The sequence below is a fragment of the Streptomyces sp. LZ34 genome (assembly GCF_053890475.1).
This window is the reverse complement of the sequence record NZ_CM132680.1, coordinates 6085287-6100177: the sequence shown is the minus strand read 5'-3', so window position 1 is coordinate 6100177 and position 14891 is coordinate 6085287. Positions and strand designations below refer to the sequence as shown.

Below are 14891 nucleotides of genomic sequence, written 5' to 3'. Positions count from 1 at the left end.
GTGCACGGGGCGGTGCACCCGGCACCGGGCTCCCTGGCCGAGGACCGGGCGGCCGAGGACCGGTCGGCCGGTGACCGGGCGGAGGCCGAGCGGGCGTACACCGCGTACGTCTCCGCGAGGCTGCCCGCGCTCCGCCGCATCGCGCATCTGCTCTGCAAGGACCAGCACCGCGCCGACGACGTCGTCCAGGCCGCGCTGACCAAGCTGTACGTCCACTGGCGCCGCGCCCGCGCCGCCGACGACCTGGACCGCTACGTCCACACGATCCTCGTCCGGTGCTTCCTCAACGAGCAGCGCCTCGGCTGGGCCCGGGTCGTCCGCCTTTCGGGCGCCCCGCACGAGACGCCGGGGCTGCCGCCGGTCGCGGGCGTGCCGGACATCGAGACGCGCACGGTCGTGCACACCGCGCTCTCGCGCATCCCGGCGCGCCAGCGCGCCGTGCTGGTGCTGCGCTTTCTGTGCGATCTGCCGGTGGCCGAGGTGGCCGCGGTCCTCGGCTGTTCCGAGGGGAACGTGAAGAGCCAGACCGCGCGGGGCCTCGCCCGGCTGCGCGCGCAACTCGACGGTCAGCCGATCGCTTCGATGCCATCTGTGGACAAGGCCATGGGGAAGGAGTAGCCACCATGCGGGACGACGAGCTGGAACGGGAGGCGGCGCGGCTGCTCTCCCCGCTGCGCGGGCTGGAACCCGGCCCCGGGGCACCGGGGGTGGACGTGGCCCGGGCCGTACGGCGGGGCCGGCGGCGGGTACGGGCGCGCCGGGCGGCGCTGCCCGTGGCCGCGGGGCTGGTCGTGGCGCTGGTGGCGGTGGCGCTGGCCCTGGCCGTACGCGTGCTGCCCGGCCGTGGTGCCCCGCCCGCAGGACCGGGCCCGACCCGCACTGTGACGCCGACGGGCGCGGAGGCGACCCCGACGCCGACGTCGTCGCCCACCAAGCCCACCGGGACCTCGTCCGGGGAGGCCGGCCCGACGGGGCTGTCTCCATCGTCGCCGAGCAACTCGCCGAGCAACTCGCCCAGCACGCCGACCACCGGGTCGCCGAGCGGGTCGCCGAGCGGATCGCCGAGCGCGCCGACGGGCATGCCGACAGCCACGCTGCCGGGCACGTCGAGGGGCACGTTCACGTCACCGGCGAGCACGTCCGGGACGACATCCACCACCGTCACGCCCTCATGACGTACAGGCATCTTCGCGCCGCGTACGGGGAGCATTACCCTGGGCCGACCACCGACCGTACGGATAACGAGAGTGAGATCGCGTGGCATGTGACCTCTGGCTGGTCCCCCTCGTCGATGTGCTGTGTCACAGCCCCGACAACCCCTTCGCGGAGGAGATCGCGGCGTACGACAAGGCGCTCGGTGAAGCCGGACTGCCGCCCGTGCCCGTCTTCGGCTATATGCCGGGCCTGTCCGGGGACGTCGCCCCGGTCGCGGCCTTCGACTACGACGCGCTGCACTTCCTGCGCCGCGCCTATCTGCTACAGGTCTGCGGGCTGGCCGTCACGCCGGTGGACGAACTCGGCGGGGACTACGAACAGTTGCTGGAGATGTTCGAGGCCACGGCCCAGCAGTCGCACCTGGTGTGGCACTACGACCACGCCGGCGCGTACGTCCCCGTCGACTTCGAACACCCGCTGTCCAACGATGAACTCCTCGAAGGCGGTGGCCCCCTGGGGTCGAGCCACGGCCTGCTGAGAGAGCTGGAGGCGGTCGCCCCGGCCCTCGGCATCGACCCCGCCAACCCGCCCGCCGCCCCCGCGCCCCCGGCCCGCCCCACCACCCTGGAGGAGCCGGCGGCGCCGATTCCGTACGAGGACAGTCCCTTCGCCCGTGAGCGCCATGTCTGGCTGGGCCTGCACGCGGCGACGACGCGCAGCCTGGGCCAGGGCTCGATGATCGTCTTCAGTTAGGCCCCAGCCTGTCCCCGTGCCGGTCCCGCCCGCCGGGTGGGACCGGCACGGGGAGGTGATCTGCCGGTTTTTTAGATCTTTCCGACCCCGGCCCCGGCGGGGACGGTGCTGGGCAGGCTCGACGGGTTGTCGAGGGTGTACGCGTAGTACGTGGACGGCTCCTGCACGGTGCCCAGGGTCTGCGGCGTGCCGCTGTTCACGTACACGTTCTTGCGCTCCACCACCCGGCCGGGCCCGCTCTCGTCGTAGCCGGAGTAGATGGGATGGGGCACGTTCTCGAAGTAGTTGCCCTCCACCAGCACCCCGGCGTCCATGGTGGAGGCCACGCCGTACAGGGTGTTGTTCCGGAAGTAGTTGTTGTAGACGTGCACCGGCTCGCCGAAGCGGACACGGGGGTTGCGCTGGGTGGTGCCGTCGAAGAAGTTGTGGTGGAAGCTGACCCGGAGTGTGCCGGTGTCCTGCGAGCCGTTGGCGTCGGAGTGGCCGAGGAGCATGTTCTTGCTGTGGTCGTGGAAGTGGTTCCACGACACGGTGATGTACGTCGCCCCGCGCACGATGTCGATGAGGCCGTCGGCGCCCGTGGAGAACTCGCAGTGGTCGATCCAGATGTGGTGGGAGGACTGCTGGATGCTGATGGCGTCGTCGTCGGCACCGGTGAACCGCAGATTGCGGATGATCACGTTCTGCCGGCGGTACATGTCAAGACCGCCGCCGGTGATCTCCGCGCCCTTGCCGAGCCCGACGATGGTCTTGTTCGAGCGGACGCCCTGCTTGCTGGAGATGCGGATGGTGCCCGAGACCTGGATGACGTACGGCTCGTTGCGGTCGCAGTAGTCCAGGAACGTGTCGGCGTCGCTGACCGTGACGACGGGCCCGCCCACCCCGCCGGTGGTGCCGTTCTGGCCGAGCGCGTCGATCCCGGCGTAGCCGTCGGGGCCGGCGACGCGTGCGGTCTCCGGCCCGGCGGCCCAGGCGCGGGCGGGCGCGCCGGTCGCGAGCAGGGCCGCGGAGGCGGCGGTGCCGGTGAGCAGGCGCCGACGGCTGAGCGGGGGCGGGGGCGGGGGTAATTCGGACATCAGGGGCTCCCTTCAGGGCTTTCGCGATCGGCGCTGGGGTGAGCGCTTTCTACAGGGCGCTGAATTGTCGCCCCGAACACGCCAAAGGTTGCCGCCAGTGGCCGCCAGTCTGTACGCACTTATTCGATCGCCCTGCGCCGGTGCGCCACCGTAGGTTGGCGCGATGACCGAGCTGCGAACCGATCGTCTGGTGCTCCGCGGGTGGCAGGACTCCGACCTCGGACCATGGGCGGCCATGAACGCCGACCCTGAGGTCCGCGAGTACTTCCCCGACGTCCTCACCCGGGAGCGGAGCGAGGCCTCCGCGGCCCGCTTCCAAGCCGACCTCGACCAGCGGGGCTGGGGATGGTGGGCGGTGGAGGTGAAGGCCACCGGCGCGTTCATCGGCTTCACCGGGCTGGATCCGGTGGAGGAGGACATGCCGTTCACCGGGGTGGAGGTCGGCTGGCGGCTGGCCCGTCCGCACTGGGGACACGGCTACGCCACCGAGGCCGCCCTGGCCGCGGTCGCCTACGGCTTCGAAACCGTCGACCTCACCGAGATCCTCGCGGTGACGACGGCCACCAACCTCCGTTCGCAGGCGGTGATGCGCCGCATCGGCATGACCCGCGACCCGGCCGACGACTTCGCCGACCTGACCGTGCCCGAAGGGCCGCTGCGCCCGAGCGTGGTCTACCGGCTCCGGCGCGACGATCACCGGCAGGCGGTGCGCGGTTGAGCGTCAGCGAGCTGGTGCGGGCCGAGCTGGCACGCCACGACTGGGCGGCGCTGAGGTGCGGCTGTGGTGAGTCCGCGGAGCATGTGCCCGTGATGTTCGAGGCGATCCTCACCGCCAGGACACCGCAGGACATGATCGGGTACACCCTCGACAACCACCTCGAGATCGGCTCGAACCTCTTCGAGGTGGCCGTGCCCGCCATCGGCGTGATCCTCGCCGCGCTGGCGGGCGAGCCGTCCCCGCCGGCCCGGCGCCACCTCCTGGACGCGCTCAGCCAGTTGGTCAGCGGCGACTCCCACGCCACCGAGCAGGCCCAGGGACGGACGCGTCTCGGCGACGAGTGCCGGCTCAGAGCCCGGGAGGGTTACTGGCTGATCGGGCAGATCGGGCTCACGGGCAGCGCGGACGACGCCGATACGGCGGCGGACATCTGCGAATACATCGACCCGGACGACGACCGGTCCGCGTACTACCAGGCGATACTCCGCGAGCGCGCGAGCGCCAGGACCAAGCGTCGGCGGCCACGCTGAGGGTAGGGGCCCAATCCGTTCGCAGACGGTGATGCGCTGCACAGTCTGAGGGCCCCGGTTCTCCCGGATCTCGAAGTCCATTGCACCCCTTCATCTGGGGTGTTGCGACGGCCGCCAGACCCAAGGCCGTCGGCGAGGGCATGGCCATGCGGACCTATTGCCAGTGGCACTCATCGATCACGATCTGCGGGTCGGTGGTGCGGGGCACGAAGTGGTACCGGAGCCAGCCGCGCCCGTGGTCGAAGTACGCGCCCGTGGTCGAAGTAGAGGACGTGTTCGCCGCTGGGGCGGGTGGACTGGACGGGGTCTACGCTCATTCGGGCCGGTAGGTCGCGGTCGGCGTCGATGCCCCGGAAAGCCTTGTCACTGACCGGGTTCCGCCTTTGCAGCTTCGCGGCGGAGTCGTCCGGCATCTTCGATCATGGCTTTAGCGCGGGCATAGTCGGGTTCCTGGACGGCCTCGTCCTCCAGGCGGTGAACTTCGGCCTCAAGGCTGGGGTTGCGGGCCAGCGCGTACTCGCCCCACCAGCGGGCCATGAAGGCGGGGACGGGGGCGAGGTCGTAGGTGTCCGTGATGTCCCGGCGCCAGTGCCGTTCGAAGTCGACGAGGAGTTTCGGGGCGTGCTGGGCGATGGCGGCGCGGAGTGCCTTGGGCGTCTTCTCGGGCATGGGGGGCTCTGTGGTGCCGGCGGTGATCATGAGCGGCGGGTTCCTTCAGCGGCGCGGTCAGGCTGCTGCCATATCGATCTGATCGTGACCTCGAACGCCTCCGCTACCGGGGTGGCTCCGGCGGGCGCTGGCGCGGCATGTTGGGGCGGGTGGTCGGCGGCAGGGGGAAGCGGCTCGCGGGGCTTCCGCCCTCCGGGCGGGAGCCCTGGGCCACCAGCGCCTGAGTGAACAGCGGCGCCGAGCCCGAGCCGAAGTCCACCATCCAGCCGGCGGTCTCGGTCCGTACGAGCTCCGACACGTCCTCGCAGAAGCGGCGCAGCACGGCAAGGCAGCGCTCCACGGCCTCGGCCGCGGTGCCCTCGGTCGGGCCGAGCACCTCGCGCACGCTCTCCGATGCCCAGTCGAACTGCAGCGTCTCCAGCCGCCGCTGCACGGCCTGCGCCGTCGCCACGTCCCGCATCCACCCCGACGTCAGCCCGAAGAACCGGTCGCACCCCACGCACGCGGCGGCGATCAGCAGCACCAGGCAGCCCCAGGCCGCCCCGTCGTCCAGCACCCCGTTGAGATCCAGCAGCGGCAGCGACGCCCCCACGACCCCCAGCACCGCGGCCCCCACGCGCAACGCCCGCGCGGTCCGCCGCTTCCACACCCGGTCGGCGAGATACCACTCCGCGACCTGAAGCGCGCCGTCCTCAACCCACCGGTACAGCTCGTCGAGGCGTTCGGCGGGCTCGCCCCAGTCGCCGTGCGGGAAGGGCCGACCGAGCAGGTCCCCCTGCTTCTTCGCGCCTTCCTGCCGAGGAAGCCCCTCGGGCTGCATCTCCGGCTGACTCACCCGTGGCACTCCCTCTGCGCTGCATGTACTCGCTGCGTCTCTTGGCGCGCGGCTGATGCGCAACCACCTTACCTACCGCCGAACGGCTGGCCACGCGGCCAAGATCGCAAGATAACCGCCCGTACGAGGTGCGTCATCCGATATAGGAGCGTCCGCGCCCTCACCCGAAAGAGTGCCAGGGCCGAACGGCGGCGGCCTCACCCCAGCGACCGGTCGGCGACGTACGACACATGCTCCTCGAACCGCTTCCGGGCGTCCGGCGTCAGGCTTGCCAGCGCGACCATGGCGGTCAGGATCACGTCGCACAACTCCCGCTCCACGTCCGCCCAGGTGTGGCTGGCGCCCTTGCGCGGATTGCCGCCCATGACGCCGTGCACCGCCTCGGCCACCTCCCCCGCCTCCTCGCTGATCTTCAGTACGCGCAGCAGCCGCGCGACCTCCGGTGCCATGGGGCGGCTCTCCGCGTCCAGCCAGGCGACGAGCCGACGGACGGTTTCCCAGGTCTCTTCCATGATCGGCGAACGTACCTGTCGCGGCGCGCTCTGCGGCGATCGCCTCAATCGGCCAAGGCGAACACCACTTCTTCGATCTCCTCGCCCCGCGCGTTCGCGAATCCGCGCTCCCTGCCGGTCACCACGAATCCGCACTTCTCCAGGACCCGGATGGAGCCGCCGTTGTCCGCGGCAGCCCGGGCGTGCAGTGGGCGCTCCGGTACGGCGCCGAGCAGCTCGCGCAGTGCGGCGGTAGCCGCTCCACGGCCCCAGTACTCCCGCCCGATCCAGTACGTGACCTCGCGCTCCTCGGGCGGGCCGTACACGGCGGCGTGCCCCAGGACCGCACCGCCCTCGCCTACGACGGTGCGCAGAACGACCCCCGGGTCCTGGCGGATCCGCGCCCAGTGGGCGTCGAAACGGGCGCGATCCGAGGGGTCCTCGGCAGTGAACGCCGCCATATGAATCGCCTCGGGCTCATTGGACTGAGCCCAGAAGACGGAGAGGTCGCCATCGCTCACTTCTCGCAGCGTTACGCGCATCAGAGCCTCCGCCTGTCGGCCGCGGCCGGCTTCCTTGGCCACACGCTCCAGCCGGCCCCGGTACTCCTCCCACCACGACCGGTCGCCCTCCGGAATGTTGTCGTTCGACTCCCGCAAACCGACGGCCCCGTCGATGAGCTCCCGGACGATATCGGCGTGCCCGGCATGCCGCTGGAGGTCGGCGATCACGTGCACGAGGATCTGGTGCAGGGTCACCTCGCGCTTCTTCTCCGACCACCAGGGCACCTGACCGGTCGCGTCGAGCGGCAGCGTCTCGATCGTGGCGTCCGCGTGCTTCCACGCGCGGCGGTACAACTCGACGATGTCTTCGCGTGACTCGTCGGCGGTCGCCCACATGTCCACGTTGGGCTCGGCGTCGTCCGCCAGCCAGGGCTGCGGCTCGTCGGACGGCCGCCCGAACACGTCGCCGAAGTACCCAAGCTCCACACCGGCGGCATGTTTGACCAGCCCCAGGAGGTTGGTACCGGTCGGTGTCAGCGGGCGGCGGATGTCGTACTCCGAGAGCCCGTCGAGTTTCCACAGCAGGGCTTCGCGGGCGGCGCGCAGGTAGTGGTGAAGATGGGCCTTCGCATTCGATTCCGGCATGCCGCGCAGTCTCGCACCCGGCACCGACAACGAGTGCCCCGCGGCGGGCTCGGCGGTCTCAGGATCTGGCATGGTCCCAGGTCGTGCTGGTCCGGAAGTAGGTGTCGTAGAGCTCCTGGACCTCCAGCAGGCTTTCGGGCGGCACCTTCCCGTAGGCGATGCGCTCCAGGTGGCGGAAGTACTCGAACCGCTCGACGCCGGGGGTGATGACGATGAGGATGTCGGCGTTGTGCCCCGGTGCGGCGGCGAAGGCGTGTGCGAGACCGGGCGGGACGATGACGAGATCGCCGCGTTCGGCGGTCACGACCTGTTCGCCGGACAGCAGTTGGGCGGTGCCGTCGAGCAGGTAGAACAGCTCGGCCGAGTTGGCGTGGTGGTGCGGCTTGGCGCCGTCCGCGCCGTCGGTCAGCGTGACGCGCTGCGTGGACAGCGCACCGCCGGTCGAGCCGCTGTCGGCCAGCAGCCTGATGGTCGTCGGGGCCTGGCCGATCACCTCGGCCTCCGCGGAGCGGACGATCACGGACTCGTTGAATTCCGGCACGATCAGAGACATCTGCGTAACTCCCTTTGGGTGTTGGACGCTGGACGGTGGTCGGTGCGTTCTGAGGTTCAGACGGCGAAGAGGAGGGCGGCGCTGATGAGGACGACTACGGCGGTGGCGAAGTGGATGCCGAAGGCCGCCGCCTTGGTGCCGCCGTTGCGCAGAACGATGAGGGTGTCGCCGAGCGGGGTGAGGGCGACGGCCAGCATGTACCAGCCCACGGCGTGGGCGTCCGCGAAGGCGAGCAAGGCCAGGCCGATGATGCCCGAGGTCACGTCACGCAGGCCCTTGACCGTCAGGTAGGCGGCGTCTCCGTTCTCCTTGGCGGGCACGCCGAAACCGACGGCGGCGGCCTGGGGGCTCACCAGGAACCGCGCGCCGATGAAGACGACGAAGAGGGTAAGGAAGACGGCCAGTCCGTAGGCGATGGGCGTGAGCATGATTTCCTCCGTGAGCTAGCGGCGCTAGGAACATGGTCGACGCTACCAGGTCGCCGGTAGGAAATCTAGCGCCGCTAGAAGCGAGGGGTGCGCGTTAGCCCTCCGCGCACAGTTCGGCTCAGGCCCGCTTGTTCGCCGGTCGGACCGACCGGCGAAGGTACCCGTTCCGCTCACGTAGGCAGGGCCCAGCTGGGCCCGTCGGGGTCGCCGAGCCACACCAGCTGACGGTCCGGAGTGACGGTCAGGCCGAACGCGGTCTGAGGGGGTGATCCGGCCTGCTGCCATGTCGCGACGGCGTTCTCAACGGCATCCCACAAACGGACCGGCCCGCCCTGACGGACGCTGAATCCGCCCTCGCCGTCGGGCAGTAGCGTGGCGAACGACTCACGTGACATGTCGATCACGTGGTCCAGCATGGGGCCGCCGTCGCTGCTCATCCCGAGATACTGCGCGCCCGGCGCGGCAAGCTGTGCGACGAATTGGGGCGTCCACTCGCTGAGCACATCAGGGCCGAAGCGGGCAGGCCGCTCGTCGGCGGGCTGCTTCAAGAGGCCGGAGACATTGCTGAGAGGTGGCGCCGCCTGCGGGCGAGCGATCATGAAGGAGACGGTGCCCGGCAGGAAGACGCCCTCGGCGGTGCCGTCGGCGCCGATGGTGAGCCGGGCCAGGCCGGAGCCGTACAGCCAGCCGGAGACCGTGGTCAGAATCGTCCCACCGGGCCGGACCTGCCGCAGCCACTCCGGCGGGACGGTGCGCACGGAGCAGGTGGCGATCAGCCGGTCGTAAGGGGCGTTGTCCCGGTGGCCGAGCAGCCCGTCCCCGTTGCTCAGCGTCGGCTCGTACCGGGCGGCGGTGATCGCCGCGCGGGCGCGGGCGGCGGTGGAAGGGTCGTACTCCACGGAGGTGATCTGTCTGCTCCCCAGGCGGTGGCACATCAGAGCCGTGGAGTAGCCGGTACCGGTGCCTACCTCCAGCACCCGATCACCCTCCTGCGGCTCCAGGTCCTCCAGCATGCGCACCACCAGGCCCGGCAAGGTGGAAGAGGAGGTGGGATCGCCCGGGATAGGGCCGTCGACGTCCACGGGATGTGTGCCGCCGTCGAGCTGGGTCACCAGCGTTTCGTCCGAGTACACCTCTGCCAGCCAGGTGTCCACGCCGACCAGCGCGGGGGTGACCGGCGTCCACAACGTGCCCCGGGGACTGTCGGCCCGCCGGAAGAAGGCGGGCACGAACAGGTGCCGGGGTACAGCTGCGATGGCGGCCCGCCATGCGGGCGACCGCAGCTCACCACCCTCTTCGAGCTGATCGGCCAAGACTTCGCGCAGGTGTGCGGCGTGCTGTTCGTCCACGCTTGGTGGGACGGGGTCGGTCATGTGGCGTGTCCCTTCTCCAGCATGTCGGCGAGGGCCGAGGCGATGGCTGTGGTCGTATCGTCGTCCACGAAAGCCCACTGCCCGTTGGGATTGCACTCCAGGAACCGCCACGTGCCGTCCCGACCGAACGCGAAGTCGAAGGCGCCGAAGGCAAGGCCGAAGGAGTCCATGTAGGCGTGGATGCCGCGCCGCACCGGGCCCGGGACGTCGACAGGAGCGAACGCGATCCGGTCGTAGTCCAGCCGCCAATCGAGGTGATCGCCGTCGATGGTGATGCGGGTCGCGAACAGCTCCCGTCCGACGGCTGCCACCCGGACGTCTGCCGTCTTCGGGACCACCTGCTGGAACAGATGCGGGCAGACGGCCACACCGTCGCCGATCTCGTCGGCCCCGACCTGCCGGACCCAGATCGTGCGAAGGTGCCCGTGCTCCCGGTATTCCGTGGACCGCAGTGGCTTGTAGACGATCGGTCCGTTCTCCTTGGCGAAGGCCCGGGCCGCTTTCGGATCGTTCGTGATCAGCGTCAGGGGAACGTCCAAGCCCGCCTGCGTGGCCACGGAGATCTGGCGTGGCTTGTACTCCGCCCCCCAGTTGCGGTGTGGGTGGTTCACGTACAGGCAGTCGGGAAGGGCCGTCAGGAGGCCGCCCAAGCCATGCCGGGCCTGCGTGGTGACGAACTCGCACTGTTGGGTGTCCAGGCCGGCTGGGACGTTGTACTGGGACGGCCGCCGGTAGTACACGGCTCTGGCATGCCCCAGGCCCAGTGTGCGGCTGGAAGTGGTGAGCGCGCCATGCCAGGTTCGTCTGGCACCGGCGTAGGCGGAGAACGTCACGGCGTCCGGTTGCCCGGGGTCGAGCCGCACGACCGGGACGCCCCGGCCGTGCAACTCGGTGATGACGTGGTCCGCGGTCAGGTCGTCCAGTTCGGTGAGCACGACGACCGGACGGGTAGGCGTCGCCATCGGTCAGTCCTTGTCCGACTCCTGGGCGTGGCCCTCGTCGGCGTTCGACGGGCCGTTGCCGTCGCCCCGGCTCGTTCGGGTTTTGGTTTCCTGCCCGGTGCCCGTGCCGTGCTTGCCCATCTCCAGCCGACGGCCTTTCGCGTCCTCGTAGACGGTGGTCTGCGTTTCCGGGTCGAGGGCAATCGCCATGCCCGTGACCTTGATGACCGTCGGATAGGGCTCCATGCGGGTCAGGCCCCACGGCGTCGCGGTGTGCTGGCTCATGTTTCTCCTTCTTATCGCTGGTCAGTTCCCAGTTGACGGGTGGCATGCGGTCGGTGGCAGGGCGCGTTGGGGTGCATCGGAAGCGTGCGGGCAGATCACTGCGCGTCCGCGCGCAGCTCCGACCGGACCCGCTTGCCCCACCGCAGCGGGTCCGTGCCCCAGCGGTCGGATACGGCCTCGACGATGGCCAGGCCGCGGCCGTGCTCGTCGTCCTCGGATGCCGTGCGCTGCGTTGGCTTCGCGTGGGACCGGTCGACGACGGACAGTCGGATCCGGTCGGGCGCGGGGCGGGAGACGGTCACGCGCATGACGCGACTGCCGCTGTGCTCCACGGAGTTGCTCACCAGCTCCGAGATCACCAGCGCGGCGGGGTCGGCGAGGTCGGGCAGATGCCAGGTGTCGCAGGCGGTGCGTACGAGGAGGCGGGCGCGGCGGGCGGATTCGGGTTCGCAGGGGAGGGTTTGGCTGTAGGAGGGATGGCCGGTCCTGGACGCTATGGCGCTGCTCATGGCCGCTCCGGGGGTGGGGAGTTGGGGGTTCGACGGCGCAGACATGGCAGCTCCAGCGGCATGAGTTTGCTCGTGGCGTGCAGGAAGAATGCCCCCGCCGCAATACAACCGGCAAGCTTGGAGGGTCAGTTTCCATAAAGAAGAAAGAGTGTTCTATCGACTTGCGAACCCAGGCCATGCCAAACTGCACCAAAGTCGCCGTCTGGCGCACCATGGAGGGGAAACAAGCACCATGCCGAATTCGCGAGCAGTGCCAACTCTGAGAAGGCGTCGCCTCGGTGAGGCTCTGCGGAGATACCGCCGCGACGCAGGGTTGAGCATGGTCGTCGCCGGTGAGGCGATGGGCTGGGACGAGAGCAAGATGTCCCGTATCGAGAACGCCAAGGCGCGAATGCCTCCGCAGTACGTCGAGAAGCTCTTGAAGCTGTACGGAGTGACGGACTCCGACGTCGTCGCCGCGCTGGCCGACCTGGCGCGCGATGCCGGGAAGCAGGGCTGGTGGAGGGCCTACGGCGACGTGGTGTCCCTGTCGTACAAGGACTTCCTGACCCTGGAATCCGACGCGGAGAGCACATACATCTACGCACCGGGCCTGATCCCCGGCCTGCTGCAGACTGGTGCCTACGCGCGCGAGATCATCGCCGCCACCGCCATGACCCACACCACGGAAGAGGTCATGGCGCTCGCCGAGGTCCGCAAGACGCGGCAGGCCATCCTCACCCGGCCGGAGAAGCCGATGAAGCTGTGGGCCGTTATCCACGAGTCTGCGCTGTACCAGCGCTTCGCCTCGTATCCGGCCCTTATGCGGGAGCAGCTGCGGCATCTGCTGGACATGGCGGAGCTGCCGAGCATCACGATCCAGATCATGCCGCTGAACTCGACCCCGCACCCCGGGATGCTTGGACTCTTCGAAGTGGTGCGCTTCCCGCCGCCGTGGCCCACGGTGGTCGACATCGAGAACATCCAGGGCGGCTATTTCCTGGAGGGGGCCGAGGACGCGAAGCTCTTCGAGATGGCGTTCGAACGCATCGTCGCGGCGGCGCTTTCGGTGGATGATTCCCTCGAGACCATCAGGAACCTCTTGGAGAGGAACACGCCGTGAGCACCACCGGCCGTAAGGACGACCTCTACGCGATAGACCTGAGCGGGGCGCCGTGGCGCAAGTCGTCGTTCAGCAATGGTGGCAATGGCTGCATAGAGATCACCGATCTCCCCGGCGGCGCCGTCGCCATCCGCGACTCGAAGAACCCCGCCTTCCCGGCCCTCCGCTACACCGCCCAGGAGTGGGACGCCTTCCGTAAGGGCGTGCTCTCCGGCGAGCTGTGGCCTCGGGCTGGGAGCGCCCGCGAAGTGTAATGTAGCTGTACACTAGATGCATGTCAGCTACATATCCCATCGCGGAAGCGAGGGGGCGGCTCGGTGACCTTGCTCGCCGAGCCGCCCAGCACGAGCACATCACCCTGACCGACCGTGGTGTTCCCACGGCTGTCCTGATCTCGCCCGCCGAGCTCGAAGACCTCGAGGACGCCCTCGCCCTCGCGCGCATCGAGCGTGACCGTGCCCTCGGTCGCAGTGAGGCCCCCATCCCGCACAGCGAGGCACGACGTGCCCTTCTCGAGGCAGCCGGGCGAAGCGAGTGACCTGGCAGGTGGTGTGGGAACCGGCAGCCCTCAATGCCGCTGCCGGTCACCTCAAGGGTGATCCCCAGGGCGTTGACGCTCTCCTTCAGGCCACTGACCAGCTGGCTGAGAACCATCGGCCCGAAGCGTCCCGTCCGTGGGGCACCGAGCATCGCCGTCTCCGGCATGGGCCCTGGCGCATCCTGTATCGCGTTGATCTGGATGCTCATACTCTCCACATCGAGCACATCGGCTACGCGGGCGCCTGACGTCCCGCCCGCCCGGCCGCCGAAAGAGGGTGGCCGGGCCCCCGGCGCGGGGGGATCGGGGGGCGAGGCAATAGGCTGCATACCGTGAAGGTCCTCGTCATCGGTACCGGCGCCCGCGAACACGCCCTGTGCCGCGCACTGTCCCTCGATCCCGACGTCACGGCTCTGCACTGCGCGCCCGGCAACGCCGGCATCGCGGAGATCGCCGAGCTGCACACGGTCGACGCCCTCGACGGCGCGGCCGTCGCCGAGCTGGCCGCCTCGCTGGAGGCGGAGCTGGTGGTGGTCGGCCCGGAGGCACCGCTGGTGGCGGGGGTGGCGGATGTGGTGCGGGAGCGGGGGATCCCCGTGTTCGGGCCGTCCGCCGAGGCGGCGCAGCTGGAGGGGTCGAAGGCGTTCGCGAAGGATGTGATGGCGGCGGCGGGCGTGCCCACCGCCCGCGCTTACGTCTGTACGAACGAGGCCGAGATCGACGAGGCGCTGGACGCGTTCGGCGCGCCGTACGTCGTCAAGGACGACGGGCTGGCCGCCGGCAAGGGCGTCGTCGTGACCAGCGACCTCGCGGCGGCCCGCGAGCACGCGCTGGCCTGCGGGCGGGTGGTGATCGAGGAGTACCTGGACGGCCCTGAGGTGTCGCTCTTCGCGATCACCGATGGTGAGACCGTGGTCCCGCTCCAGCCGGCCCAGGACTTCAAGCGCGCCTACGACGGCGACGAGGGCCCGAACACGGGTGGCATGGGTGCGTACTCCCCGCTGCCGTGGGCGGACTCCAAGCTGGTCGACGAGGTGCTGGCGACCGTGCTTCAGCCGACCGTGGACGAGCTGCGCCGCCGGGGGACGCCGTTCTCGGGGCTGCTGTACGCGGGGCTGGCGATCACCTCGCGCGGGGTACGGGTGATCGAGTTCAACGCGCGCTTCGGCGACCCGGAGACCCAGGTGGTCCTGGCCCGGCTGAAGACCCCGCTGGCCGGGGTGCTGCTGGCCGCCGCGACCAGTCGGCTCGACGCGCTGCCGCCGCTGCGCTGGAGCGATGGCGCGGCGGTGACCGTCGTGATCGCCTCGCACAACTACCCGGGCACGCCTCGTACGGGTGACGCGATCACGGGCCTGGACGAGGTGGCCGAGCAGGACGGGCCCAAGGCGTATGTCCTGCACGCGGGCACCAAGCGGGAGGTTGCGTCGGGTGACGTGGTGAGCGCGGGGGGCCGGGTGCTGTCCGTGACCGCGACGGGCTCCGACCTGGTCAGGGCGCGCGAACGGGCGTACCGGGCGGTCACCCGTATCGCCCTGGACGGCTCCCACCACCGCTCGGACATCGCCGCCAGGGCGGCGTCGGAGGCGGCGGAGGAGGCCGTTGCGGAGGCCGGGCCCGGGGTGGCGTCGGCCTGAGGCCCTTGAGACGCTTGAGGGCCGGGCCCTCGAGGCCTGGTCGAGAGGCGGTCGAGGAGGGCCTGTAAGGGTCCAGAAAGTTCCTCGAGAAGTTCCCGGTTCTGGCCAAGGCCATTCCATCGGGTGAGCCCTCCCGGCATCCTGCTGACG

At 70.1% G+C, this 14891-nt stretch carries 21 protein-coding genes and 1 pseudogene; 10 read left to right on the top strand and 12 right to left on the bottom strand.

Features of this window, described 5'->3' with window-relative positions; translation table 11 throughout:
• From ACWY4P_RS24685 to ACWY4P_RS24675, 3 genes are all read left to right on the top strand, one after another.
• Positions 1 to 618, top strand: coding sequence for a SigE family RNA polymerase sigma factor (locus ACWY4P_RS24685; RefSeq protein WP_456212703.1), 618 nt, complete (start codon positions 1 to 3; stop codon positions 616 to 618).
• 5 nt (positions 619 to 623) lie between these two features.
• The gene (locus tag ACWY4P_RS24680; protein WP_456212702.1) at positions 624 to 1175 is read left to right on the top strand and encodes a hypothetical protein; all 552 of its coding nucleotides are present in this window, start codon (positions 624 to 626) and stop codon (positions 1173 to 1175) included.
• A gap of 82 nt (positions 1176 to 1257) precedes the next feature.
• Entirely contained in the window at positions 1258 to 1908 is a 651-nt protein-coding gene (locus tag ACWY4P_RS24675; protein WP_456212701.1) for a hypothetical protein, read from the top strand.
• A gap of 71 nt (positions 1909 to 1979) precedes the next feature.
• Here ACWY4P_RS24675 and ACWY4P_RS24670 read toward each other — a convergent pair whose 3' ends face one another.
• On the bottom strand, positions 1980 to 2984 hold the full coding sequence (locus ACWY4P_RS24670; RefSeq protein WP_456212700.1) for a pectate lyase family protein: 1005 nt from the start codon (positions 2982 to 2984) through the stop codon (positions 1980 to 1982).
• Positions 2985 to 3147: 163 nt separating this feature from the next.
• On the opposite strand from ACWY4P_RS24670, the gene ACWY4P_RS24665 reads away from it, so the two are divergent.
• Entirely contained in the window at positions 3148 to 3702 is a 555-nt protein-coding gene (locus ACWY4P_RS24665; RefSeq protein WP_456212699.1) for a GNAT family N-acetyltransferase, read from the top strand.
• Positions 3699 to 4232 carry a hypothetical protein gene (locus tag ACWY4P_RS24660; RefSeq protein WP_456212698.1) on the top strand — a complete coding sequence of 178 codons (534 nt, stop codon included), beginning with the start codon at positions 3699 to 3701 and terminating at the stop codon, positions 4230 to 4232. Before ACWY4P_RS24665 ends, ACWY4P_RS24660 begins: the two co-directional genes overlap by 4 nt.
• Positions 4233 to 4595: 363 nt before the next feature.
• On the opposite strand, the gene ACWY4P_RS24655 is transcribed toward ACWY4P_RS24660, so the two are convergent.
• The 11 genes and pseudogenes from ACWY4P_RS24655 to ACWY4P_RS24605 all read right to left on the bottom strand — a co-directional run bounded on the left by ACWY4P_RS24655 (position 4596) and on the right by ACWY4P_RS24605 (position 11464).
• Entirely contained in the window at positions 4596 to 4931 is a 336-nt protein-coding gene (locus ACWY4P_RS24655) for a DUF6247 family protein (RefSeq protein ID WP_456212697.1), read from the bottom strand.
• Between the two features lie 73 nt (positions 4932 to 5004).
• Complete coding sequence (locus ACWY4P_RS24650; RefSeq protein WP_456212696.1) at positions 5005 to 5736, bottom strand: SLATT domain-containing protein; 732 nt, start codon at positions 5734 to 5736, stop codon at positions 5005 to 5007.
• 197 nt (positions 5737 to 5933) lie between these two features.
• The gene (locus ACWY4P_RS24645) at positions 5934 to 6248 is read right to left on the bottom strand and encodes a MazG-like family protein (protein WP_456212695.1); all 315 of its coding nucleotides are present in this window, start codon (positions 6246 to 6248) and stop codon (positions 5934 to 5936) included.
• Positions 6249 to 6292: 44 nt separating this feature from the next.
• Complete coding sequence (locus tag ACWY4P_RS24640) at positions 6293 to 6769, bottom strand: GNAT family N-acetyltransferase (RefSeq protein WP_456213042.1); 477 nt, start codon at positions 6767 to 6769, stop codon at positions 6293 to 6295.
• Positions 6770 to 6790: 21 nt separating this feature from the next.
• A pseudogene (locus tag ACWY4P_RS24635) lies at positions 6791 to 7375 on the bottom strand (DinB family protein); the annotation flags it as partial.
• A gap of 58 nt (positions 7376 to 7433) precedes the next feature.
• On the bottom strand, positions 7434 to 7928 hold the full coding sequence (locus tag ACWY4P_RS24630) for a cupin domain-containing protein (protein ID WP_456212694.1): 495 nt from the start codon (positions 7926 to 7928) through the stop codon (positions 7434 to 7436).
• 56 nt (positions 7929 to 7984) lie between these two features.
• On the bottom strand, positions 7985 to 8356 hold the full coding sequence (locus tag ACWY4P_RS24625; protein ID WP_456212693.1) for a DUF4267 domain-containing protein: 372 nt from the start codon (positions 8354 to 8356) through the stop codon (positions 7985 to 7987).
• A 170-nt stretch (positions 8357 to 8526) separates the two neighbouring features.
• Complete coding sequence (gene tgmC / locus ACWY4P_RS24620; protein WP_456212692.1) at positions 8527 to 9729, bottom strand: ATP-grasp peptide maturase system methyltransferase; 1203 nt, start codon at positions 9727 to 9729, stop codon at positions 8527 to 8529.
• Positions 9726 to 10691 (bottom strand): ATP-grasp ribosomal peptide maturase, encoded by a 966-nt coding sequence (gene tgmB, locus ACWY4P_RS24615; RefSeq protein ID WP_456212691.1) that lies wholly within the window; start codon positions 10689 to 10691, stop codon positions 9726 to 9728. Before tgmB ends, tgmC begins: the two co-directional genes overlap by 4 nt.
• A gap of 3 nt (positions 10692 to 10694) precedes the next feature.
• Positions 10695 to 10955, bottom strand: coding sequence for a putative ATP-grasp-modified RiPP (gene tgmA, locus ACWY4P_RS24610; RefSeq protein WP_456212690.1), 261 nt, complete (start codon positions 10953 to 10955; stop codon positions 10695 to 10697).
• Between the two features lie 95 nt (positions 10956 to 11050).
• Positions 11051 to 11464: an ATP-binding protein gene (locus ACWY4P_RS24605; protein WP_456212689.1), complete on the bottom strand. Its 414-nt coding sequence runs from the start codon at positions 11462 to 11464 to the stop codon at positions 11051 to 11053.
• A gap of 232 nt (positions 11465 to 11696) precedes the next feature.
• Here ACWY4P_RS24605 and ACWY4P_RS24600 point away from each other — a divergent pair, with 232 nt between their 5' ends.
• The 5 genes from ACWY4P_RS24600 (at position 11697) to purD (ending at position 14741) form a co-directional block, all read left to right on the top strand.
• Positions 11697 to 12566 (top strand): helix-turn-helix domain-containing protein, encoded by an 870-nt coding sequence (locus tag ACWY4P_RS24600; protein WP_456212688.1) that lies wholly within the window; start codon positions 11697 to 11699, stop codon positions 12564 to 12566.
• A complete protein-coding gene (locus ACWY4P_RS24595; RefSeq protein ID WP_456212687.1) occupies positions 12563 to 12820 on the top strand; it encodes a DUF397 domain-containing protein in 258 nt (85 codons plus the stop codon). Before ACWY4P_RS24600 ends, ACWY4P_RS24595 begins: the two co-directional genes overlap by 4 nt.
• Before the next feature lie 20 nt (positions 12821 to 12840).
• Positions 12841 to 13104: a type II toxin-antitoxin system prevent-host-death family antitoxin gene (locus tag ACWY4P_RS24590; protein WP_456212686.1), complete on the top strand. Its 264-nt coding sequence runs from the start codon at positions 12841 to 12843 to the stop codon at positions 13102 to 13104.
• On the top strand, positions 13101 to 13352 hold the full coding sequence (locus ACWY4P_RS24585; RefSeq protein ID WP_456212685.1) for a type II toxin-antitoxin system RelE family toxin: 252 nt from the start codon (positions 13101 to 13103) through the stop codon (positions 13350 to 13352). Before ACWY4P_RS24590 ends, ACWY4P_RS24585 begins: the two co-directional genes overlap by 4 nt.
• 84 nt (positions 13353 to 13436) lie before the next feature.
• On the top strand, positions 13437 to 14741 hold the full coding sequence (gene purD, locus ACWY4P_RS24580; RefSeq protein ID WP_456212684.1) for a phosphoribosylamine--glycine ligase: 1305 nt from the start codon (positions 13437 to 13439) through the stop codon (positions 14739 to 14741).
• Positions 14742 to 14891 lie beyond the last annotated feature (150 nt).